The following is a 21,588-nucleotide window of genomic DNA, read 5'->3' as shown; positions in this document are numbered from 1 at the left end:
CAGCGGCTGCTTCGCTGGCCAGCGAAGCAGGTGGATCTACTTTCCCGCAGCCACTGCTGATTCGGGCAGCTCCAACTTCATCGATCCGTGGCGCTTGAGAATATTGTAATAAGGATCGCGCAGCGCAGCAGTGAAGCCGGCGGCTTCGATGCATTTCACCACGTCGCGGAGCAGCGCCTCGGTCGGGTCGGGCAAATCCTTGCCGGCCGCCGTGATGCAGGCGTTAATCGCGTTGATCGACCCGGTGCCGCAGAGATCGTTTGCTCCTGAGCGCAGTGCCCGGCTGGCGACCTCGAAGCCCATCGTGCGCCAGACTGCGCGGTGATTTTCGATGTTGTCGAGCGCAAGTCGCGCGACCGCCACGTCGCGCAAGTACTCATTGACGACCGCATCATTATCGGCAGGGGGAGTGGTCCCGTTCAGGCGAGTATGCTCGAGGCGTGCGGGCCATACCTTGTACGCCGAAAAGCCGCAACCGTAACGCTCCAATCCGCGATCCTGTTGATCGCGCAGCGCGATCAGATGCTGAACGCGTTGTTCCAGCGTCTCGCCGAATCCGATGACCATCCCTACCCACGGGTTGTGGAGGCCGGCCTTCATGGCCGCGTCGATGATTCGGAACCAGTCTCCGGTCTTCATCCGCGTCGGCGCGGTGCGTTCGCGCACTTCGTCAACCAGGATCTCGGCGGCGGCGCCGGGCACGCCATCGAGTCCGGCATCCTTCAGCTCGCAGAGAATATCCCACGCATCGCGGCCGGTCAGCTTCTCCAGACCGAGAATCTCTTCGGGGCTGAATGCGTCAATGTGGATTTCCGGATAGCGCGATTTGAGAAAGCGCAGCAGATTCAAATGCCACTGAAATGGCAGGTCGGGATTGATGCCGCCCTCAAGCAGGGCATCGCGCCCCCCGATGCGCCTGAGTTCGTCCATCTGGTCGGCGATTTCATCGAGCGTGAGGGTGAAGGCGCCCTCCTGGTGCCGGGCACGATAGAACGCGCAAAATTTGCACGCGACGACGCAGATGTTGGTGTAATCGATATTCCCGCCGATGGAATAAGTCGCCAGCTCCGGGTTGCTGCGGCGCAGGCGTACTTCGTGAGCCGCCGCCGCGAGATCGTTTGCGGGCAAGTCGTAGAGGCGGCGTATCTCGCCGGCGCTGAGCCGATGTCCGGCAATGGCGCGATCGAGCAGCTTGAAGGAAGCATCTTCGTGAGTTGATTGAATCATCGCAGGTTCTCCTGTTTATCGTTGCGCGCCAGCCAGGAATATCTATTGTCGCCGCTGGTCCGCGAACTCGGACCACGCGCTCATAAACTTATCGGCTCCGCCGCGCGCCATCTTTGCCAGCGCGAAGCGTTCATCGGGATCGAGCAGCGACCAGCGCTTCTCCGGCAGCTTAAGCTCGGCGATCAGCCGCGCAACATCCGGCGGCACCTGGCCGTCGTCGGGCGCAGCGTCGTGCGATCCGGGCTTCATGGCCGCGAGCTCGGTTCCCGCGCGGGTCTTAACCGCGTCGCGCAGAAAGGCCGCCAGAACGTCGCGTTCCTCCGGGGATGCGACCGGGAAGTGGCAGACCACCAGGCGCTCGGTCCGCGAGAGCGCCTGCCATTCCCTCAAATGGAGCTTCACACCAGCCAAGTCGAGTTTGCGCCGTACCGACAGCGGCATAAACTCGAGCGTCTCGTACAGTTCCTTTTCGAAGTCGAAGCGCCTGAACATCGGGCTCCTCTCGCGCAGGTTACGGCGCAGCCGCGGTCATTGCCTTGACGGTGAAGAAACTCTTGTCCACCGCACCCATGTTGATGTACCAGGACTCGCGCTCGGTGGTGTCCTGTGCGGGGAGGTAACACATGGTGGCGAAGCCGGCGGTCAGATCATCGATGCTCGCGCCGACCTGGAAGACGCGTTTGAACGGGTAAATCGCGACGCGCGCGTCCGGTACGGCGCGATCGCGGTACGCCATCCAGGTCAGATAGTTCTTCCAGAGTTCGCCGGCGCGATTGTAGAGGTCCTGGTACATAATGCATTGGGCCTCGGCATCCAGGTACATGACATGGCGGCCGAACAGCTCGCCGGGAACCCGGTCCATCCGCGCGCGCCCCTCGATGATGTAGATCCGGCGCATTTGCCAACGCTCGGGACATGCGCTGGCGCCGCCGTCGGTCGGGCAGGTCACTTCCGGCACGTGAGCGACGGCGATGGGAGCCAGCATGGGTTTCTCGCCCAGGAGGCGCCAGTCGTAGTTTTCATTCTTGGCGGCGAAGCCCTGAAAATTGTCGAGCGACCATGTAATCGCACCGGCCGAGGATCCCAGGAACGCCTCGCCAAGCCGCCTGACTCGTCGAGCCCCGGGGTTCCAGCTCCAAGTGTCGTCGCCCTTGAGAGGATCGGCATATCGATAGCGGACGAAGCCGCGGCCACGGTCCTCTTGCGGCGCCATAAATGGATAGAAGCCGATCAGCAAAAGCCGCCCGCTGGTCAGGAAATCGGGGTCGGTGGGCATCGGCTCGACCTCGGTGCGGCCGACGAGGTTGTAACTGGCCAGATGGCCGAACTCGTAGTAGTTGATTGGAACGTACGGCCGATTCAACCCCGCGTACTCGCTGATGCAACTGAAGTCGCGCACATCATAGTCGTCGGTGGAAGTGGGGCGAAACGTGTCGTTCCACATCAGCTTGGTCCCGGCACTGGGATCGTTCGGATCGATGAACGGGAAGGGCAAGCCCGCCACGTATCCCACCAGGCTCCGACGGTCATTGGAAAGCCGGACCTGCGAGGAATATTTCTCGGTGGCCTCGCGATACGGCGGCGGCCATTCGATGCGTTCGGTCGGCACGATCTGCATGCTCATGCCGCGGGTTATCCTGAGATAGACTCCGGGCGACACCAGCTCCCTTGCTTTGTCCGCGCTGGCGGCGGTGATGATGTCTCCGGGCCGCACCTGGGCCGCGGCAGATTGCGGCGCGGTGAGCTGGGTCAAGAGAGCCACCAGCGCGATCGCAATCAGTCGAACGAGCGTGGGCGGCGCGTCATTGGGTTTGATCATTGTGTTCATAGGGTAGCGGCTGTGCACTGTATTCAGCCCCCGAGCACGTGCATTCCTACATTGCCGCGATCCATTGACGCGGAACGGTCAACGAAGCCGGGGGACTTATTCAGGATCGCCGCTTCGATCCGCGATTCAAGCAAATCCGGATTGACCGTGGGGCGCAGCGCGCTCTTGAGATCGACGCCCGCGGGCGAGAACAAGCAAGCGAACAGCCTTCCATCGGCAGTGAGCCGGATGCGATCGCAGCGCGCGCAGAACGGATTGGAGATTGTCGAAATTACACCGAGGCGGAAGTGTCCGTTCAAGAGATAGTAGCTCGCCGGTTCCTCGGTGCGCGCTAGCGGCTTGACCTCGAAATCCCGCGCCAGGAGCGCGACGATCTCGCGCTCGGTGAAGACCTTGTCGGGACTCCAAAGACCGCGACTGTCCAGCGGCATGAACTCGATAAAGCGCAGAGGGATGCCGGCGCGATATGCCCAGGCAGCGAGCGCTGGAATTTCGGTGTCATTGGTCCCGCGCATCACCACGGCGTTGAGTTTCACCGGAAGTCCGGCCTCACGCGCACTGTCGATCCCACGCAAAACCTCGCGCAGGTTGCCGCCGCCGGTGATTTGCTGAAAGCGGGCGGGAGACAGCGAGTCGAGGCTGACGTTGGCGCCGTCGAGGCCTGAGTCCGCGAGTTCGCGCGCGTAGCGCGCCAGCAGGGCGCCGTTGGTCGAGAGCGAGACGCGCCGAAGTCCGGCGGCTCGGAGACTCTGGAGCATGGACACGAATCGGGGCGCGCCGCTGCGCAGGAGAGGCTCGCCACCGGTCAGGCGTATCTGCTCGAGTCCGAAGCGACTAACGAAAACGCCGGCCAGATGATGGAGCTCTTCGAGGCTGAGGACCACTTCCCTGGGACCCCAGACCGGACACTCCGGCATGCAATAAACGCAACGGAAATTGCAGCGATCGGTCAGCGAGATGCGCAGTTTCTTCATGGTGCGGCCGAAACGGTCGCGCAGCTGCGGCGGCTGAGCTCGGACGGTTGCGCTTTGGTTATCCGGCAGCATCTCAGAAAGGAAAACCTCCGAAGCGCAGAAAGCCGCCAACGACGATCGCGAGGCACGACGCGTATACGTTGTAGCGCGCCAGAGTCTTCATCCAGGCCGCATAGTTCATGGCGTCGGTACGAGAGCCCTCGACCTGCTGACGGGTGGCATCGTAGGGAAGCTTCACGACGACGCGCGGGCGCAGGTAGAAGGTCAGGATTGCGGCGGTGATGATCAGGGTGAGCCAGATCGTCATCATCGTCCCCAGGGCGGCGCCGTAACCGGTGATGTAGAAACCCGGGTCGAACAGCGACGAAAAATTGCCCAATCGCCACAGCAGCAGGGGTCCACTCAGCGCGGAACCCATCAGGGCGATCCAGTTCAGCCAGGCGAAGTCGGTGCCGAGCTTGTCACCGAGCCGCGCGGCCTGGCCGGGCGGAATGAGATCGAGACGCGGGGTCAAAAGGAAATCGAGAAACACATTGGAGCCAACAAACACGGCCGCAAAAAGCATATGAAACGCGGCCAGAATTTGTAGGTCGACAGAATTAGCTGCTTGATTCACCTGCCACTCCGATAACTTCCGACTCGAATGGTTTGCACGTCGTCTGCGAGCGCCTGCGCGCATTCCGTCGGCCTGCCGCTGACGTGGACGGCGCGCTGCGCCCAATTCCCGCAATAGTCACACTGGTTGCAATCGAGCAGACAATGGTCGTCCTGGAAGAAGCGCAGGAAGCCATCCAGCTCCGCGCTGTCGATTCGGACGGTCAACGGCTCAGGCGCCTCGCCGAAGAGCTTGTGAGGGGGCTGGATGCCGACGAGGAGGCGGCCGATGTCCTCGCAGTGCCTCGAATGGTACGCATTGGCGACCATGGCGATCCAATCGGTGTGCGAGCTTGGTCCCTCTTCCATCTTTTCACGGCCGGCGATCTTGAACAGGTCGATCCCCAACTTTTCGTACACGGCCAGATCCTCGGGCCTGACCCATGGCGAGCGAAGATGCTCGGCGGGGTCGTTGAGCTTGAGCAGCGAGCAGCGGTAGTAGCAGTAGTCCACGTAGTATCGGCTGGTGATGCTTTCCCCCGAATGGGAAATCATATTGGAGTGATACTGGCGGATCGGACAGCTCAGCAGGCAGCCCTCGTTGACCACCAGCGAGAGACGGCAGCCGACGGCCTTGCGGATGGCTTCGAGACGGCGGAAGTCGCGATTAACCTGGGGATCGAGATGAATCACGGTGGCGCCCAAGTCGTCGAAGAATTTCGCCTTGCGGGCGTCATTGACCGATGCGAGCACCGAAATGTGCAGCTCAAGGGCGGGAAAATTCTCGCGCATCAGCTCCATCACGAACGGATTGGCGGTGACGACCGCCGCCGCGCCGATATCGACCAGCCACTGGAGACGCTGCAACAACTGACCACGGCCTTCTTCGGAGTATTCCTTGTTTCCCAGACAGGTGGCATTCATGACGTAAACGAGACGAATGCCGTGCTGCGAGGCTTGTGCAACATGGAGCGCTATATCGTCCTCGCTCGCGGCGGACAGCATCTGTGAGGAGCGAAGCGTAGCCTCGCTGGGCAGGCTTCCGTAAATGTAATCGGGCTTGAACGGCGCAATTTGCGCGATGAGTTCGGGATCCCAATTGGTCGGGAGCATCAGTTTCATCGGCGCCTCCATCAGTTCCTGGGGAGTCGTAGCTCGTGACTTTCGAGCACCTGGCGGAAACCCCAGTTGACCCTGAGGTCGCCGAGCCAGGCGATGTCGGCGCTGGCGACCCCGAGTTGCTGGCGCAGGCGCGCTTGCAGGTTGGCCGGGTCGTGCGCCTCACCTTCGACGGCGACGGTCAGGACGCCGGCCTGCGCGTTGGCCTCGCGAATCAGCAACACGTTGCGGCCCACCAGAGCGGGGTCTTCCTCGATGCACATCCGGACGTCGTAGGCGGTGATTAGCCGGTCGCCGACGAGCACGCTGCTCTCGGGACGTCCGTAAATTTTCAGTCTGCGAAAACCACAACCGCAGGCGCATTGCCCGGGCGCGAATGCGGCAATGTCACCAGTGTCGTAGCGCACGAAGATGCTGCCGGCAGTGGTGAGCTTGGTAACGATCAAACGACCGCGCAAGCCGGGCGCGAGGTGAACGCCGGCCTCGTCGATGACTTCGAGGTAGCAGACGTCCTCGTGCACGTGGGGAGCGGTATGCCATCGGCATTCGTCAATTGCGGCTCCTTCCTGCGTTCCACCGCGTTCGAAGACATCCTCGACTTCGAGGCGGTCGCGCAGGAACTCGCGCATGCGCGGCGTGAGCGGCAAACCGACGACGACGACCGAGCGTACTCCCTTGAAAAGCTGGTGCGGCCGACTCGCGGCGCCGTGGCTGCGTCGAATCAGGGAGAGCAGGAAGGGCGCGGTGGTCGTGATGAATTCGGGCCGCTGCGAGGACAGCGTATAAAGGAAGGAGTCGGTGTACTCGGAGCCCATGCTTCCCCAGAAAAACGCGCAGCGCCCGCCCAGACGTGCGATCGCGTGGGCCTCGCAGGCGGCCAGACGGTGCCATACCGGGCTCATCAACAGGGCGGTCATCCCGGACTGGAATCCCGCCCAACGAAAGCCGCGCATCGTCGGCTGAATGTATGCTTCCTCTTCCTCCGCGCTCAGCCATACGAGCAGCGGAGCGCCGGAAGTGCCGCGGGTACTGAATGCGACGGCGCCCTGATGCGGATTGGTCCAACCGTCGCCCGCTTGTACAAGGTCATGCTTTGAAATCGTAGGGAAGCGCGCGAAATCTTCGAGCGAACGAAGCATCCCCGGTTCGACGCCAGCCCGGTTCCACAGTTCGCGGTAGAATGGAACCTCGCGGTAAGCGTGGCTGGCGACCTGGCGCAGACGGTCGGTCTGCCAGGCAGTCAATTGGGCGCCCGAAAGGGTCTCGATGACATCGTTTGGCGCGCAGCTCGAAGCAGGGTCACACATCGCCGATCAAATACCTCGTCCGCGAGGTGACCATCCGATGCACCAGTCGCGGATGCCCGCGGCACAGTGCGAAGGCGGGAACAGTTCGCCGCGCGGCAGGTCGTAGGCCGGCGCGGCCATCCGGAGGTTGCGAATCATGCGTCCGTCAACCTGGTAGAACCCATCGCGGAGGTGGAAGCACTCGCACTTGACGCACTGGGGTGCGAGCAGAAGGGCGTTTTCGACGTGCATAAGATGGCGCGACGGCGGCCGGCGGGCCGGATTGAGGGCGGAAGGCTGGTCGCCGAACACCACGATTGTTTTCATCGCGCGCTGTGCGAGCTCCGCAAATCCCTTTTTGTGCAGCTCCGCGGAAAGCAGCACGAGCACGTCTTCCCTGATCACGAGCGCATCGACGGCCAGTTGCGCCAGCAGAGCGGGCGTGAGGGTGACGCGCTCAGCGGAAGCGTCGAGGCAAATGAAGCGGCCATCGATACGTTCGGCGACACCGCGATGAAGGCCCGGCATCAGCAGACTCGAGCCGAGAAAGGAAATGGGGCTGCTGCCGAAGTCCTGAACCGCGATCGTTGCGCCGTCCGGGATGCCCATCATCCGGTAACACCAGGCGAGATGCTCCGCCCAGATGTCGAGGTCTCCGTCGCCGAAGGCAAGTCGGCCGCCGGGAACGTCGAACGACAGATATGGGTTTTCAGTTGGCACCGGCGGCTCCCAGGCCGTCGAACGGGGCGCCCTGCAGGACAACTACGCCAACATGATCCATCGTGGCGACCTGGCGCGTCCTGACCGCGGTGCCGGATTTGACCCCGACGTTGCGCGCCGGCTCGACGTAGCCGACCATCGCGGATAGCGCCTCGACGCCAACCTCCGCCTGATCGAGCATCTCCCACGGCACGATCGAAACCTTGCCGCTGTCCGGATCGATCGGAATCAGAGAGACATTGACCAGTGGAAATCCGTGTCCATGCGGCGGAATCCAGGTCGGATGAGCGGCAACCAGAGGGCCGACCTCGGGGAGTCCCCAGAGCGGAAAGATCGGGCGGCCACATAGCGCTTCCATGTGCCGGCGCCATCGCGGGTCGAAAGATCCAGTCGACACAAAGACATAGGCAGACTGACTCATCATCGGCGGTATACGGCCGCCCGCCAACATTGCGTCGGCCTGGCTTCGTTGAATGATCATGTAGTTGTCAGTCACGAAGTCGGTCAACTCGCCGGCGTCGAACTCTTCGAGGCTGGCAAATACAACAGGCTTACCCTGTGAAATGGCCAGCAAAATACCTGTCAGCATCTCCCAAGAGCCGATCGCAGGTTCGGTGCATACAAACGGGATCTCGCGCAGCCGGGGAATGAATGCCGCCATCGAGGCGGCCATCGCCGATACAGAGAAATGTGAATGCGCGACCAGCCCACGGCCGCTCGGAAGCAGTATCGCAGGCTCCGTCGCGCGTATCGCTGTTCCCGCTTCGCTGAATGTCCCCTGCAGATCGCTCCTGGCGACCATTGCGACGCCTGCGGCCTGCGCAGGCCCGGCGCCATCTGAGGTGATGAGGGCGGAAGCCTTGCCCTCGGCAAGCCGGGCCGCGAGCAGCTCGGGGGAGTCTGCGGGATCGGCGAGCAAGATGCGGCGTCCGGCGAACAAACCGGCAAGGCACAGGCGCAGACTCTCGAGCGGATCAGGATCGGAGATCGCGATGGTGCCGGTGAGGCCGGCGGTTTGGATACCGCCGGCCAGACTCAGGCTTTGCTCGAGTAGTTCACCGTAAGTGATGCGGACATTTTTGTCCGCGACCGCGATTCGGTCTTTCATCGTCGCGAATCGCTGCCGGAACAGACGGCCGAGCGGCTGCTGTGCTACCGGAACTCGACGCGGGATGCCTGCAGGCCAATACCAAGATGGCAACGCACCGCCGACTTTGGACATGATTATGCCTGAAAGGTCGCCTTCTCGTACTCAATATTGGTCTGCCTGTCGTTCTGTGATGGCGCCCAGCTAAACAGCGTGTACTCAAAATGCCGATAGCCGCCGGCAAAGTGGAGCCCTTTGGGTGGGCCAGGCATCAGGCCGTCTGCGGGCATGCCATTGGGATGCTGATACGGCTCCCAGGCATGGTAGATGACCAACTGATCCGGTCGCACGCAGGCGGACGGCTTCGCTCTCACCAGAAATTCGCCATAGTCGTTGTACACGCGAATGAAGTCGTGGTCCTTGATGCCCCTTTCGCGCGCGGCAGTATTATTGATGAAGGCGAACGGCTCGCCGCGATGCAGCTTCATCATTTCGAGCGAAGTATGCCAATTGGCGTGGATGCTCCAGCGGACGTGGCCGCCGGTGATTCTCAGCGGCTGGTGACCGCCGATGTCTGGAGGCCGCTTACAGCAAACGAGGGCCTCGTCCGCTTCGATGAAGTACGGGTGATCGATGTAGAACGCGATGCGCCGGGTGGTGGTCGCGTATGGGACCTTCAGTTCCACCTGGTCTCTCATCGGCACATGAACCTGGCGCGGGACCATATCCGTGCTCTGGCATACCATCCCGTGCCAGGGCGGACGCCCGCTCAGCCATGCCTTGCCGTTCTTGCGCATGTTGGCGAGGTTAACGTCTTCACCGTCAAGGCTGGTGAGCCATCCCAGCTCGCCGAGGGCATGGAGGCAGTCATCGACCATGCGCTCTTCGTCGGCGTTGGTCTCGCCATAGCGGTTGCCGTAGGTCGCTCGCCAGTACAGGTCGTCAACGATGACCTCACGGTTTTCGCCGGCCTTGTACTTTTCGATGCCGCGGGCCTTGAGGTGCTTCGCGATGCTGCGCAACACGCCAAGCGCAATCTGACGGTCCGATCGGGACTCTCCCTGCATCGGCACCGACTGATCGGTGAAGCACAGCAGTCGCGTGTCGGGCGTCGAGTACTTTACATCCGCGTACTCATAGTAAGAGGCGGATGGCAATACATAGTCTGCATAAAGACCGGTCGTGCTCCAGCGCGGATCGAAAACGACGATCGTTTCGAGCTTCGGCCATAGGGTCTTTATATAGGTATTCATGCCGCCGCGATGACGGCGGAGCGGATTCGATCCTGATACGAACATGGCGCGCGGTGTGACTTTCTGGTCGAATCCGTCCCACCAGCCCTTGGCGACTGCGTCTTCGGCGTAGTCACTGATCTTCTTGTCGGTATAAGGATCGTGCAGATGCTTGTCCCAGACTTCCTTGTATCCGGCGTGGCGATACCAGAGAAAAACCCCGGGCGTGAGCGTGCCTGACATTTTCAGACCCTCATGCGCCGTGCCGTTGGCGGCCTCGACCGGCGGCATCGTGGGGTCCATCTTAAGGCGCGTCTTGTAATCCTCCATCATCATCTGGGTCACGGTCGCGGCCGCGGCGATCGGGTTCTCCGATTCGATCACCTGCTTCGGCATTCCGGAGACAGCCGCCATCGAGGCCGAGATCTCCGTTCCCGGCGACCATCCCTGGGTGCCGGTGCCCGGTTTGCCGATGCTGCCGGTCAGCGCAAGGATGTAGCAATACGAGCGCTCGAGCAGATCGCCATGATAGAGCTTGCCGGTAATGAAGTTGATATAGCCGAAAATCTTGCGGGGCGGCCGGCAGAGCTCGGCGATCTGCTGGAGCATGTCTGGGTGAACACCCGACATCTCGTGGACCTTCTCCGGCGTATAGTCGTTAAGGCGTTCCTTGAGCAGGCTGAAAACCGATCTGACGTCGAGCTTGGTGCCGTCTTTCAGGCGCACGCTGGTGCGCGTGTCGAGGGCATAGTCGGCGGCCATTTCAAGCGTACCCTTGGGCATCTGCACGGGCTGTCCGGTCGCGGAGTCGATTGCATAGAACTGTTCAGGGTCTCCGCCCTCGCGCAGGTGGGATTCTGTCAGGAACCGGCCATCATCTGATCGAACCAGGATTGGCAGATCGGTCTGTTCCTTGACGAAGTGCTCGTCGATCCATCCCTTGTCGATCAGAATCTTTGCCACCCCGAGCCACAGCGCGGGATCCGCCGACCAGTCGATAGGCACCCAGATGTCGGCGAACTGGCATGAAGGATTCTTGTCCGGTGCGACGGCGATTATCTTGGCGCCGCGATAGCGGGCTTCCAGGATGTAGTGCATGTCGGGAATGTTCGCGTACACCGGGTTGGACATCAGGATGATGGTGTCGGGCAGGAACCAATTCTCGATCCCGGGTGCGTGATGCATCTCGCCAAAGGTCAGCCACTGGCCGACCTTGAAGTCGCCGGTCACGAAGTCGAGATCGAAGCTCACTCCACCGAGTAACGAAGTCATGCCGGTGGTCGAGCCCTCGGCAGCACCGCGAAACACTCCGATGCCGTTGGCGGCGTGATCGTCGATCAGCGCCTTGGGGCCGTACTTCTGGATGACACCAGCGATCTTGTCGCCGATTTCCTCGAAGGCCTGATCCCAGGAAATCTTTTCCCATTTTCCGCTGCCGCGCTCGCCCGCCCGCTTCATCGGGTGCAACACTCGGTCGGGTCCGTACATCGCGCGCGAATGTTGGTAACCCTTCTGGCATCCGCGCGGATTGTAGTCGGGCACCCTCGATTCGGGGTCGTCGAACTCCGGATAGGTGCAGGAGATTTCCTCGCGAATCACCTTGCCGTCCTTGGCATAGACGCGGAACGGGCAACTGCCGGGGTAGCAGTTGACGCGATGGGTACCCCACTTGCAGCTATCCCATTCAAAATATTGGCGCTGCTCCTGCACGGAATCCCGTCTCGACCCGGAGCCCTGGGGCTTATCCGATTCGTTTGCCATTTTTTTAGCCTCTGCGACTACGCCGGGAGTTTCGCTTTTTCGAAGTCAATGTTGGTCTGCCGGTCCGATTGCGAAGGAGCCCAGTTCCACAGGGTGTATTCGTAGTGGCGGTAGCCGCCTGCGAAGTGCAGGCCCTTGGGCGGGCCCGGCAGCAAGCCATCGTACGGCATCCAGTTTGGATACTGATAAGGCTCCCATGCGTGGTAGATCACGAGCTGATCGGGCCGCGTACAGGAACTGAGCTTCGCCCGGGTTATGAAAGAGCCGTAGTCATTGTATACGCGGATATAATCATGATCCGCGATGCCCTTTTCCTTCGCGACGGTTTCGTTGATGAAAGCAAAGGGCTCACCGCGATGCAGCTTCAGCATCTCGTACGAGACTACCCAGTTCGAGTGAACACTCCATCTGAGGTGCCCGCTGGTAAGCCGCAGGGGTTGTGCGCCGCCGATGTTGGGTGGCTGCTTGTAACGGACGAGGTGCTCGTCGGCCTCGATGAACCACGGATGGTCGAGGTACAGCTCCATTCGCCGGGTAGTGGTCGCGTACGGCACCTTTTGTTCGATCTGATCGCGGAAGGGCCAGAATATCTGGCCCGAAACCATGTCCGCGTTCTGGACCACGGTCGCGTGCCAGGCGGGGCGGCCGCTCAGCCACGCTTTGCCGTTCTTGCGCAGGTTGGCGAGCGTGAGCTCTTCACCGTCGAGACTTTCGAACCATCCCATCTTTCCGAGCGCGTTATAGGTGTCGTTTACCAGACGTTCCTCGTCTTCGTTGGTTTCGCCGTAGCGTCCTCCGAAGGTGCCCCGCCAGTAGAGCTCCTTGACGACGATCTCCCGGTCACCGGACTTGTACTTTTCCACGCCTCGCTTCAATAGATGCTCCTGAATGCGTTTGAGCAGGGCGAGCGTGATCTGGCGGTCGGACCTGGACTCGCCGAGCATCGGCACGGTCTGGTCGGTGAAGGTGCTGAAGCGGGTCGCCGGCGTCGAGTACTTGGCGTCGGCGTACTCATAGAACGATGCGGCCGGCAGCACGTAGTCAGCGTAGAGTCCCGTGGTGCTCCAGCGCGGATCCAAGACCACGATTAGCTCGAGCTTCGGCCACAAGGTATTCAGGTAGGTGTTCATACCGCCGCGGTGCCGGCGGAGCGGATTCGATCCGGATACCAGCATTCCCTTTGGAGTGATTTCCTTGTCGGGGTGTACGAACCCCTTCCACCAGCCGTTGGCGAGCGATTCCTCGGCGTACTGGCTGATTTTCTTGGGCGCGTTCGGGTCGTCGAGGAACTTGTCCCAAACCTCCTTGTACCCGGCGTGGTGGTACCAGAGCCAAACCGGCGGCGAGAGTGTGTTGCCCATCCTTAGGCCTTCACGGAGCGCACCCAAAGCAGCCTCGGCCGGAGGTATCGTCGGGTCCATTTTGAAATATGTCCGATAGTCCTCCTGTATCTTCTGCGACATATTCATCGCGTGAAGCAAAGGATCGCCGGTCTCGAGCACCTCGTTGGGCATCCCGCCGACGACGGCGGCGCCGCCGATATACTCGGCTCCGGCCGACCATCCCCGCGAGCCCGTGCCGGCCTTGCCGACGTTTCCGGTGAGCGCGAGCATGTAGCAGTAGGAGCGCTCGAGCAGATCGCCATGGTAGAGCTTGCCGGCGTTCCAGTTGACGAAGACGAACACCTTGCGCGGCGGCTTGACGAGTTCGGCCAACTGGGCGAGCTGATCGGGATGGATACCCGATATCTCGTGCACCTTTTCCGGCGTGTATTCAGCGATTCGCCGCTTGAGCAGCTCGTAGACGGTTGTGACCTCGATCTGCTTCTTGTCCTTGAGGGTAACTTTCCATTTGCCCTCGAGCGCGTAGTCGAACGGCATCGCCAGCGTGCCTTTGGGCACCGGTTCGGGTTTGCCGGTGGCGGTGTCGATGGCGAAGAACTGCTCCATGTCTGCGCCCTCGGTTAGGTCGGAGGCGCGCAGGAACCGTTGGTCGTCCATGCGGACCAGCACCGGGAGATCGGTCTGCTCCTTCATGAACTCGAGGTCGACCCATCCATTATCGATCAGGATTTTGCAGACGCCGAGCCACAGCGCCGGGTCGGCCGACCAGTTGACCGGCAGCCACATGTCAGCGAACTGGGAAGTGGCATTCTTGTCGGGCGCGATCGCGACCACTTTGGCGCCGCGATAGCGCGCCTCGAGAATATAATGGATGTCGGGAATGTTACCGTATGCCGGATTCGAAAGAGCGATGACCGTATCGGCGAGGAACCAAGTCTCGATTCCCGGAGCGTGCTGGAATTGCCCGAAGGTCAGGTATTGGCCGGGGTTGAAATCACCGATGAGAAAGTTGAGATCGTAGCTGACCCCGCCCAGGCGCGACACGAAGCCGGTCGAGGCACCCTCGCCGCCGCCGCGCAACACGCCGGCGCCATTGGTTCCATGGTCGTCGGAGATCGCCTGCGGCCCGTATTTCTGGATAATGTCGACGAGCTTGCTGGCGATTTCATCGTAGGCCTGCTCCCAGCTAATCCGTTCCCACTTGCCGCTGCCGCGCTCGCCCGCACGCTTCATCGGGTATAACAGCCGGTCGGGGCCGTACATCGCTTGCGAGTGCTGGTAGCCTTTCTGACATCCACGCGGATTGTAGTCGGGCACCTTGTAGTCGGGGTCGTCGAACTCGGGATAGGTGCACGAGATTTCCTCGCGAATCACCTTGCCGTCCTTGGCATAGACGCGGAACGGGCAACTGCCGGGATAGCAGTTGACGCGATGGGTTCCCCATCGGCACCGATCCCATTGCCAGTAGTCCCGAGTGGCTTCGGCGGCCGTTTGGTTGGCCGCGGAATTTTCTTCGCCCTTGCGCTTGGCCATGACTAACGCCCCTTCCCGGTCTGCGAGCCCTGCTCGATCGGTTCGACCGGAGCTTCGACCTTGAACGGGGTGAAGGCCTCCGACCATTTGTAGATGATGAGCAGATCCATCAATTCGGATTTTTCACCGCGCTCGGCGCGTGCGCGATGCTCCTTGAGCGTAGTCATCGCCTGGTCAAGACCGGGTCCGAAGTACTTGCGAAGAAGATCGGCCGGAATATCGGCTTGACCGGTCGGCTTGTTCCCGGCAGCGAAAGTGGTTGGCCGGATGAACGGCGGTACGTAGTAAACATTGGGACCGGTGTTGAAGTCGGGACGCAGTGGCAGGGCGACTTTGTATTCGTTGACGAGCTTGGCGACGAAGCCATCCTTGTCGTCGAGGTAACCGAAGTACATCCCGCGCGCGGGGCAGCTCTTCGCGCATACCGGAGCGTACTGGTTGTCCACCCGGCCGGCGCAGAAGTCGCACATCTCGTAGGTGCCTGCCACGATGTTTTCCATCGGAATCTTGTAGGGACATTCCGCTGCACACAGGCCGCATTCGTCGCACGAACTCGGATCGATCAACACGATCCCGTCCTCCTCGCGCTTGTGCAACGAGTTCCTGTGCCCGTTCCCCTGGCTCGACGGCATGCCGCCGCCTTTGGCGAAGTGATCCTGGCAGACGGCGATGCAAGGAGCATCGGTGCAGTGATTGCAAAGCCGGGGCATATAGAAAAAGTACCCGTTTGGCCACTGGCCGGCGCCCTGGTCTTCTTCCCAGATAGGTCCCCACTTCGGCGGCTCTCCGGTTTCCTTGGTCACCGGATGCAGGTACTTGGCGCCGACCGGATTCGTATAGACCTCCTCCCAGTTGAAGTTCCACGTTCCGCCGTAGTCCCGCACCCGGTCCGGAACCTTGCGGCCCAGTTCCATCCATCCCTTGGGCCACCCCTCGCCGGGCTTGGTTTCGCACCATATGTAGCGGAGCATCTCGGTGCCGGGATGGTTAAGACGGTGAGTGCTGCAGGCGACGGTGCAAGTCTGACACCCGATACATTTATCGAGGTTGATCACCATCGCGAGTTGTCTTTTGCTCATGGCACTGCCTCTCTAATTTTTCATGCTGACGTAAATGAAGCCCCGGTCCCTCGTTTGAAGGCGCTGGCCTTCAATTCGAACGCATCCCGTCGCGCCAAGGCGCGTGAGCGCGCCCGAGCGTGACGCCCCTCAAGCAGGCGTCTCAGCTGGTATTCGGCTTGAGCATTTCACCTCACCGGTCATTAGGAATCCCAAGAATCCGGACGTGTTTTACGTATGCACTGCTCGTGCCATACGGCGTCGGCGCGGGTGGCTGCCGAATTCAATTTCTTGGTTGCTTGTGGCGCGTATGGCTACAGCCGCTATGGTGCCATCCGCGCCATTTTTTTTCTGAAGCACCGGTTCGTGCGGCGGGCGCAGCGCACACGTCGGAGCGGAACCCGGCGAATGCGAGTCGGGGTTCGGAGCCGCTCTCATCGGTCCCTAACACTCGTTAGGCTAGGAGAGCAGAGACGGGTTGGGTGTCAAAGGTGCAACTCGGGTGTCAAACGTGCGACCGATAACAACCGGCGTGCGCCATGAACCTAACAAACGTTAGGCTACGCCGCGGGCGGCGCCAAATCGCCTGCCAATCAAGCGCGGGAGATAAAGCCGAGTGCCTGACGTCATCGGCGCAGCGCCGCGCGCCGGGAAATCAATCCGCGTACTTTGAAGGCTCGCGGTCGTTCTCTGGCGCGATTGCGAAAACCGCGGCAGAGGTATGCCGCGGTTTCCAGTCGCAGATGCCTGAATCTAGCGGCCGGCCGGCCCAGGAACCGCGCCTGCGGAGCCGGGTTTGCCCTTGGGCCAAAGCGTTTCGACTTCGCGCGCGAACGCGCCGTAGATCTCGTTTACCAACTCGGCATGCCTGATCAGGATTCGCATGTCCCCGGTGATTTTGATCCTGCCCTTCAGCCCCGCGTCGATGAGATCGATCTGTCCAGCCGCGACCTCTTCGAATACCGATGCGGGGAGTTCGAAGATGAACTCGAAATCCTTGCGCGGCGGTGGCGCGTCGGCTTGCCGATACTCGAGACATTTGCCGTCGGTGAACAACACCACGAAGTTGCGCAGCTCGCCGGCCGGGAGATAGAGCGAGCGCGCGTCGCCGACAATCTTCGCCAGCACGTGGAAGGTGCCACGCGGGGAATTTTTATCGACTTTCGGATTTTCGTTGAGGAGTTTTTTGATCGCCTCGTACCATTCGGTTGTGTAAATCGCAGGCATGATAATCCTCTCCGGCCGGTCCGGTTCTCTTAATAGAGCCGATTTTCCCGCTGCCACTGCTTGGGCAGGCCATAGTCGTTTGCAATGACCTTGTATGCGTTGTAGCCGCCGGCCGCGCTGATTCCGCCGCCGCCCGCGGACGCGCCGCACATGTAGAGTCCTTCAATCTCGCTGCGATAGATGTGCGCCCGCGGCATCCCGGGATTCATAATGCTGAGCCGGCCGTGCGAGAAATCGCCCTCGGGCATCGCCATCCGGCGCTCCATGTCGAGCGACACGTAAAGCTTGTCGGCGATTACATTGGCGCGCGTCATGTTGGGAGCGTAAGTGCTCCAGAGCTCCAGGAATTTTCCGTTGTAGTCGCGCCGGACATTGTCCCATTCCTGCGCGCTGAGGCACGAAGCTTTCGGGAAAAAGAACCAGCCGTTCATCGTCTGCATCCCCGCCGGCGCCTGGCTGGGGTCCCACAGCGAATTGACCCAGGTGCCGGCGCCGGGCCGGTCGGGAATCTGGCCGCCGTAGGCCTGCAGGATATAGTCGGAAACCTGTTGGGCATTTTCGAATCCGACGATGGTGTAGAAGCACTTGTTGATGTCGGGATTATGGCGCGCGGATTTGTAGTCGGGCGCCGTGCGCAACGCGAACGACGGCGTGCCGAGCACGTGCTCAGGTCCAAACCGCCAGTTCGCCATCCGCTCTTTTCGGAAATCGCTGAGCTTGTCCCAGCCGATGAGGTCGACGAAGGTGGTTTTCGGATCGGCGTTGGAGGCGACCAGTTTGCGCGCCTCGACGGTGCGCCCGTCCTTGAGCCGCACGCCGGTTGCGCGTCCGCCTGAATTCAGAATCTCGACGACCGGGCTGTTGTACCGAAGGTCCGCGCCCGCCGCAAGCGCCGCGCTCGCCATCGCATGCGCCAGCGTATGCGTCCCGCCGATCGACATGTAGTGATTCGCGCACAGCCAGATCACGCACATCACGAATCCAAAGCCGTCGGCGGTGTGCAGGTTCGCGCCCCATTCCACGCACTGGCGATACAGGGTCGCGCGCAGCTCGGTCGACTCGAAAACCTCATCGATCAGCACTTTCGGGCACTTGTTCATCTCTTGCGGCTGGAACCCGAGGTCAACCCAAAGCTGCAGCAGCCGGCCCATGATCGCTTCGCCGCGCCCCCCCTCGAGCTGCAGCTCGGACGAGGGCGGGCTGTAGAGCATCGCCGAGATGTAATCGTTGGCCGCCAGCACCTTGCCGCGGATCGCAGCGAAAGTATCGGCGTCGCGGCGCGAGTAATGGGCGATACTCGCATGAGTCTTTTCCGCGAGTTCGGGCCGGTAGATGACTAGCGGCGGCCTGCCATCGGCAAAGGTAATTCCGACCTGCGCATCCGGCTTGATCACCCGGGCCCCGAAGCTGGGCAGGTCGAAGTCGCGATAGAAGGGCATCATCTCGATGAACTCCATGTACTGGGCATGGAGGTTGTGCCAGAAGCCGGGAACGGTCGCCTCATCGGTGTGTGCGCCGCCGCCTTCGTCGTGGCGCCGCTCGAATATCCCGACTTTCAAGCCTGCGCGCGCTAGATAGGCGCCGAGGCACAGACCGTTGTGGCCCGCTCCGATAATTACCGCGTCATAAGATGCGTCTGGCATGCGGCCCTCCTAATGGTTGCCCTCAGGGGCGAGCTTCATCAGCCGATGAACCCGCAGTGGAAAAAAAAGATTGCCGATTCGCGAGGTGACTTTCAGGCGGCCTCGAAGATGCTCGATCAGCGGATTGCTGCGGCCCTGCAGCAGCTTGGTCAGCGACTGGTACGAACCCGCGATGGTGGCGTCGAACGGCCCCGCGCGGCCGTCGCTAATCGCGATCTCATCGCCCCGAAAATCCACCGTCACCGAAGCATCGTAATCAGTCGCGGTCAGTCCGAGGCGGCCATGCAATCGCGACGCGCGTACTCGCCGCCGCGTCGAATCGGCGAGTTGCTGCTCGAGGAACTGCTGCACGATCGAGGCGAGCCCGCTGGTCGCGTCGTCATCGAGTCGCACCGGGATATCTGCGATAGCGGTCATTTCCACCAGCGTTCGACGTGCTGATCCTGCGCGATAATCTCCAGTGCGTTGTAGGCCGGCGCGAAGGTCACGAACCCGTGGGGATGCTGCGTGGCGCCGCACATGTACAGATTCCCGATCGGAGTCCGATACTCTGAAAGAATCGGGCCGGGGCGATGGTCCAGCATGTTGTCGAGATCGATCAGCCCGCCGATCCAGTCGGCCTGAACCATATTCGGCATCCGCCGCGTGATGTCCAGCGGCGTATAGGTCGCCCACTCGATGAAGGAATCATCGGTCAGGTTGGGCGCGGCGGCCTTCCAGACCTCGATGCAGCGCTGGCCGTACTCGCGCGCCACCTTGTCCCATTCCTGCGGACCACCCTTGGCGAGGTTGTAGGCCGCCATCTGGCGCAGCAGGCCGGTGTAGCATCCGGGGGGCGCGTCGGTCGGATCGTAGAGCGAGTTGACCGCGGCGTTGGGCCGCGGATTGAGAAGTTTGCCGGCGCGCACGTCGCGCCAATCGTCATTGAACTGCTTCTGATTTTCGTAGCCGAGGTTGACCACCCAGGCCCGGTTGACATCGGGATCAAATGACGCCGCGCGATACTCGGGAAGCTTCGACATCGCAAGATGGACGCTGAAGAAGGTCGAATCCATATGCGGGAAGTGCTCGATTTCGGCGGCCAGCGGAGCGGGCAGGTTCTCGCGCCCGATCATCTGGAAGAAAGTCTGCTCGAGGCTGATGGAACTCGCCACCAGACGCCTCGCGCGCACTTCGCTGCCATCTTCGAGGCGGACGCCGACTGCTTTTCCGTTCTCGACGATAATCTTCTCGACGCCATGATTCAGGAAAACGCGCCCACCGGCTTGCGCGAGCGCTTCCCACAGTGAATGGGCCAGCGCGTGCGAACCGCCAATGCAGATGTGCCAGTTGTCGATCTTGCTCAGCAGCAGCGGGAACGAAACTGCCAGCCCCCGGCGATCGGTCGCGTAGCCCGCCAGCGACGCGTGAAATGAGAGATGAGCCTTGACTCGATCGTTCTCGAAATGGTGGTCGAGGAATTCGTTGATCGTCTGATGGCGCAAATGAACGCTCAGATACTTGCTCTTTTCCTCGACGCCCCAGGCCACCAGCGCCTTGGTGATCTCCTTCATCGAAGTCGGCGGCGAATACATCAGCGTGCGCAAAATCAGGTCGCGGTAGCCGCGCGCTTCCTCGTAGACCGCGCGAAAAGTGTCAGCGTCCTTGCGCGAAAAACGCGCGACCGATTCGCAGGTCTTGTCCAGATCGGTATGCACCACCAGCGCCGTACCGTCCTGAAACACGCTTGCCATTTGCACCGGTGGCTGCACGTAACGAAGCCCATGGCGGCTGACCAGCTCGAGGTCGTCGTAAACGGGGCAGATGCCGACCAGGGTGTGATAATTCGCGTGAACGTTGTGCAGGAAGCCCGGCTGCGTCAGTTCCTCGGTGCAGAGGGCGCCGCCTTCCTCAGTGCGCTTCTCGAAAACGCCAACGCTCCATCCGGCTTTCGCCAGGTAGCCGGCGAGCGCCATCCCGTTGTGACCCGCACCGATTATGATGGCGTCGTAAGTTGCATCAGGCATAGCGATCCCCTCCCAATCGATTCACGGCAATCTGCCCCGCTGTGGCCGCATACGTAAACGCACCTTGCGTGCCATTTGAATTCGCCCGCTTGCTGACGTTTCCGAAGGGGTAGGGGCGGCACCCGATCATGCAGCACAGCGAGTCACAAGCACTACCCATACTACCGGTCGCCTAATCGGCGCCGCGCGGAAAGGATCCGCCCGTTGTGCCCGACCGCCCGGGGCTCGGCTGAGGCGCAAGCACGCCGCGCAGAAACAGATCCGCAATTCCGGAAATGATCGTTTCTTCCGCGAGCGGATGCGCCTGACTGCCGCCCATCACCTCCTCGGTCAGGATGAAGATCAAAACCATCCCGATTAGGCAACGCGCCGCGACGAACTCGTCGATCGGGCGCAATTCACCGGCCTTGACCCTGTCACGCAATTGGCCCGCGAGAAGCTCGTTACCCTCGATCAAGACGTGCTCCATCAAAGTGCGGCCATTCGAGCTACGGAGAGCCAACTGCCATAGAATGTTCGGCGTCCGTGCGGCCTTCACCCTGAATGCGTCCAACATCCCCGACACCGCCCGAGCGAGAATGTCGCGCAGCGGGGCTCCGGCGAACTGTTCCAAGAGCCTCCTCTCGTCGGGCAGCAGGGTGAACCGCTGCACTAATTCGTCGATGATGGCGTCCTTGTTCTCGAAGTAGAGATAAAAGGTACCCTTTCCCAGCCCGGCCTCAGACGTAATATCGCTGACGGTGGCTTCGTCAATACCCTTTCGGGCGAAGACCTCGAGCGCCGCGTGGGCCAGTTGCTCACGCCGACTCTCCGAGTGGCTTTCCCGATTCAAGGCTGAAATCAGCGGCATTGGATTATAATGACTGATGCGTCGGTCATTGTCAAGGGTGGAGTATGTGACCATTGCGCACTTTGCGTTCCGGTGCTTCGCCTGGATAAACAACCGAAGC

17 protein-coding genes are annotated in these 21,588 nt (G+C 61.4%); all 17 read right to left on the bottom strand.

Annotated elements, in window-relative coordinates; all coding sequences use genetic code 11:
- Positions 1–36 precede the first annotated feature (36 nt).
- Positions 37–1,227, bottom strand: coding sequence for a radical SAM protein (locus VIO10_RS09830; protein WP_331963050.1), 1,191 nt, complete (start codon positions 1,225–1,227; stop codon positions 37–39).
- A gap of 42 nt (positions 1,228–1,269) precedes the next feature.
- The gene (locus VIO10_RS09825) at positions 1,270–1,719 is read right to left on the bottom strand and encodes a nitrate reductase associated protein (RefSeq protein WP_331963048.1); all 450 of its coding nucleotides are present in this window, start codon (positions 1,717–1,719) and stop codon (positions 1,270–1,272) included.
- 19 nt (positions 1,720–1,738) lie between these two features.
- Positions 1,739–3,046, bottom strand: a complete 1,308-nt coding sequence (locus VIO10_RS09820; protein WP_331963045.1) for a DUF1329 domain-containing protein — start codon at positions 3,044–3,046, stop codon at positions 1,739–1,741.
- 32 nt (positions 3,047–3,078) lie between these two features.
- Positions 3,079–4,101, bottom strand: coding sequence for a GTP 3',8-cyclase MoaA (gene moaA, locus VIO10_RS09815; RefSeq protein WP_331963043.1), 1,023 nt, complete (start codon positions 4,099–4,101; stop codon positions 3,079–3,081).
- A 1-nt stretch (position 4,102) separates the two neighbouring features.
- Positions 4,103–4,645, bottom strand: coding sequence for a hypothetical protein (locus tag VIO10_RS09810; RefSeq protein ID WP_331963041.1), 543 nt, complete (start codon positions 4,643–4,645; stop codon positions 4,103–4,105).
- On the bottom strand, positions 4,642–5,745 hold the full coding sequence (locus VIO10_RS09805; RefSeq protein ID WP_331963039.1) for a peptidase U32 family protein: 1,104 nt from the start codon (positions 5,743–5,745) through the stop codon (positions 4,642–4,644). The genes VIO10_RS09810 and VIO10_RS09805 overlap by 4 nt, the downstream gene beginning before the upstream one ends.
- Before the next feature lie 11 nt (positions 5,746–5,756).
- The gene (locus VIO10_RS09800) at positions 5,757–7,049 is read right to left on the bottom strand and encodes a hypothetical protein (RefSeq protein WP_331963037.1); all 1,293 of its coding nucleotides are present in this window, start codon (positions 7,047–7,049) and stop codon (positions 5,757–5,759) included.
- 6 nt (positions 7,050–7,055) lie between these two features.
- Positions 7,056–7,748 (bottom strand): hypothetical protein, encoded by a 693-nt coding sequence (locus VIO10_RS09795; RefSeq protein WP_331963035.1) that lies wholly within the window; start codon positions 7,746–7,748, stop codon positions 7,056–7,058.
- Complete coding sequence (locus VIO10_RS09790; protein WP_331963033.1) at positions 7,738–8,970, bottom strand: AMP-binding protein; 1,233 nt, start codon at positions 8,968–8,970, stop codon at positions 7,738–7,740. The genes VIO10_RS09795 and VIO10_RS09790 overlap by 11 nt, the downstream gene beginning before the upstream one ends.
- A gap of 2 nt (positions 8,971–8,972) precedes the next feature.
- The gene (locus VIO10_RS09785) at positions 8,973–11,828 is read right to left on the bottom strand and encodes a molybdopterin-dependent oxidoreductase (protein WP_331963031.1); all 2,856 of its coding nucleotides are present in this window, start codon (positions 11,826–11,828) and stop codon (positions 8,973–8,975) included.
- 17 nt (positions 11,829–11,845) lie between these two features.
- A complete protein-coding gene (locus VIO10_RS09780; protein ID WP_331963029.1) occupies positions 11,846–14,704 on the bottom strand; it encodes a molybdopterin-dependent oxidoreductase in 2,859 nt (952 codons plus the stop codon).
- Positions 14,705–14,706: 2 nt separating this feature from the next.
- The gene (locus tag VIO10_RS09775; protein WP_331963027.1) at positions 14,707–15,783 is read right to left on the bottom strand and encodes a 4Fe-4S dicluster domain-containing protein; all 1,077 of its coding nucleotides are present in this window, start codon (positions 15,781–15,783) and stop codon (positions 14,707–14,709) included.
- Positions 15,784–16,515: 732 nt separating this feature from the next.
- Positions 16,516–16,989 (bottom strand): SCP2 sterol-binding domain-containing protein, encoded by a 474-nt coding sequence (locus tag VIO10_RS09770; protein WP_331963025.1) that lies wholly within the window; start codon positions 16,987–16,989, stop codon positions 16,516–16,518.
- A 29-nt stretch (positions 16,990–17,018) separates the two neighbouring features.
- Positions 17,019–18,632, bottom strand: coding sequence for an NAD(P)/FAD-dependent oxidoreductase (locus VIO10_RS09765; protein ID WP_331963023.1), 1,614 nt, complete (start codon positions 18,630–18,632; stop codon positions 17,019–17,021).
- A gap of 9 nt (positions 18,633–18,641) precedes the next feature.
- Entirely contained in the window at positions 18,642–19,049 is a 408-nt protein-coding gene (locus VIO10_RS09760) for an SCP2 sterol-binding domain-containing protein (RefSeq protein WP_331963135.1), read from the bottom strand.
- A complete protein-coding gene (locus VIO10_RS09755; RefSeq protein WP_331963021.1) occupies positions 19,046–20,638 on the bottom strand; it encodes an NAD(P)/FAD-dependent oxidoreductase in 1,593 nt (530 codons plus the stop codon). The genes VIO10_RS09760 and VIO10_RS09755 overlap by 4 nt, the downstream gene beginning before the upstream one ends.
- A gap of 172 nt (positions 20,639–20,810) precedes the next feature.
- Positions 20,811–21,488, bottom strand: coding sequence for a TetR/AcrR family transcriptional regulator (locus VIO10_RS09750; protein ID WP_331963019.1), 678 nt, complete (start codon positions 21,486–21,488; stop codon positions 20,811–20,813).
- Between the last annotated feature and the right edge of the window lie 100 nt (positions 21,489–21,588).

This window comes from Candidatus Binatus sp. (genome assembly GCF_036567905.1).
Classification (GTDB): domain Bacteria; phylum Desulfobacterota; class Binatia; order Binatales; family Binataceae; genus Binatus.
The sequence above is the reverse complement of the archived record's forward strand: the minus strand, read 5'-3'. Positions and strand labels throughout refer to the sequence as shown.

Coding starts and splice junctions, on each gene's coding strand:
- VIO10_RS09825 (WP_331963048.1), bottom strand. CDS start 1,719: ATGTTCAGGCGCTTCGACTTCGAAAAGGAACTGTACGAGACGCTCGAG.
- VIO10_RS09780 (WP_331963029.1), bottom strand. CDS start 14,704: ATGGCCAAGCGCAAGGGCGAAGAAAATTCCGCGGCCAACCAAACGGCC.
- VIO10_RS09765 (WP_331963023.1), bottom strand. CDS start 18,632: ATGCCAGACGCATCTTATGACGCGGTAATTATCGGAGCGGGCCACAAC.
- VIO10_RS09750 (WP_331963019.1), bottom strand. CDS start 21,488: ATGCCGCTGATTTCAGCCTTGAATCGGGAAAGCCACTCGGAGAGTCGG.
- VIO10_RS09760 (WP_331963135.1), bottom strand. CDS start 19,049: ATGACCGCTATCGCAGATATCCCGGTGCGACTCGATGACGACGCGACC.
- VIO10_RS09800 (WP_331963037.1), bottom strand. CDS start 7,049: ATGTGTGACCCTGCTTCGAGCTGCGCGCCAAACGATGTCATCGAGACC.
- VIO10_RS09790 (WP_331963033.1), bottom strand. CDS start 8,970: ATGTCCAAAGTCGGCGGTGCGTTGCCATCTTGGTATTGGCCTGCAGGC.
- VIO10_RS09830 (WP_331963050.1), bottom strand. CDS start 1,227: ATGATTCAATCAACTCACGAAGATGCTTCCTTCAAGCTGCTCGATCGC.
- moaA (WP_331963043.1), bottom strand. CDS start 4,101: ATGCTGCCGGATAACCAAAGCGCAACCGTCCGAGCTCAGCCGCCGCAG.
- VIO10_RS09785 (WP_331963031.1), bottom strand. CDS start 11,828: ATGGCAAACGAATCGGATAAGCCCCAGGGCTCCGGGTCGAGACGGGAT.
- VIO10_RS09820 (WP_331963045.1), bottom strand. CDS start 3,046: ATGATCAAACCCAATGACGCGCCGCCCACGCTCGTTCGACTGATTGCG.
- VIO10_RS09755 (WP_331963021.1), bottom strand. CDS start 20,638: ATGCCTGATGCAACTTACGACGCCATCATAATCGGTGCGGGTCACAAC.
- VIO10_RS09775 (WP_331963027.1), bottom strand. CDS start 15,783: ATGAGCAAAAGACAACTCGCGATGGTGATCAACCTCGATAAATGTATC.
- VIO10_RS09805 (WP_331963039.1), bottom strand. CDS start 5,745: ATGAAACTGATGCTCCCGACCAATTGGGATCCCGAACTCATCGCGCAA.
- VIO10_RS09770 (WP_331963025.1), bottom strand. CDS start 16,989: ATGCCTGCGATTTACACAACCGAATGGTACGAGGCGATCAAAAAACTC.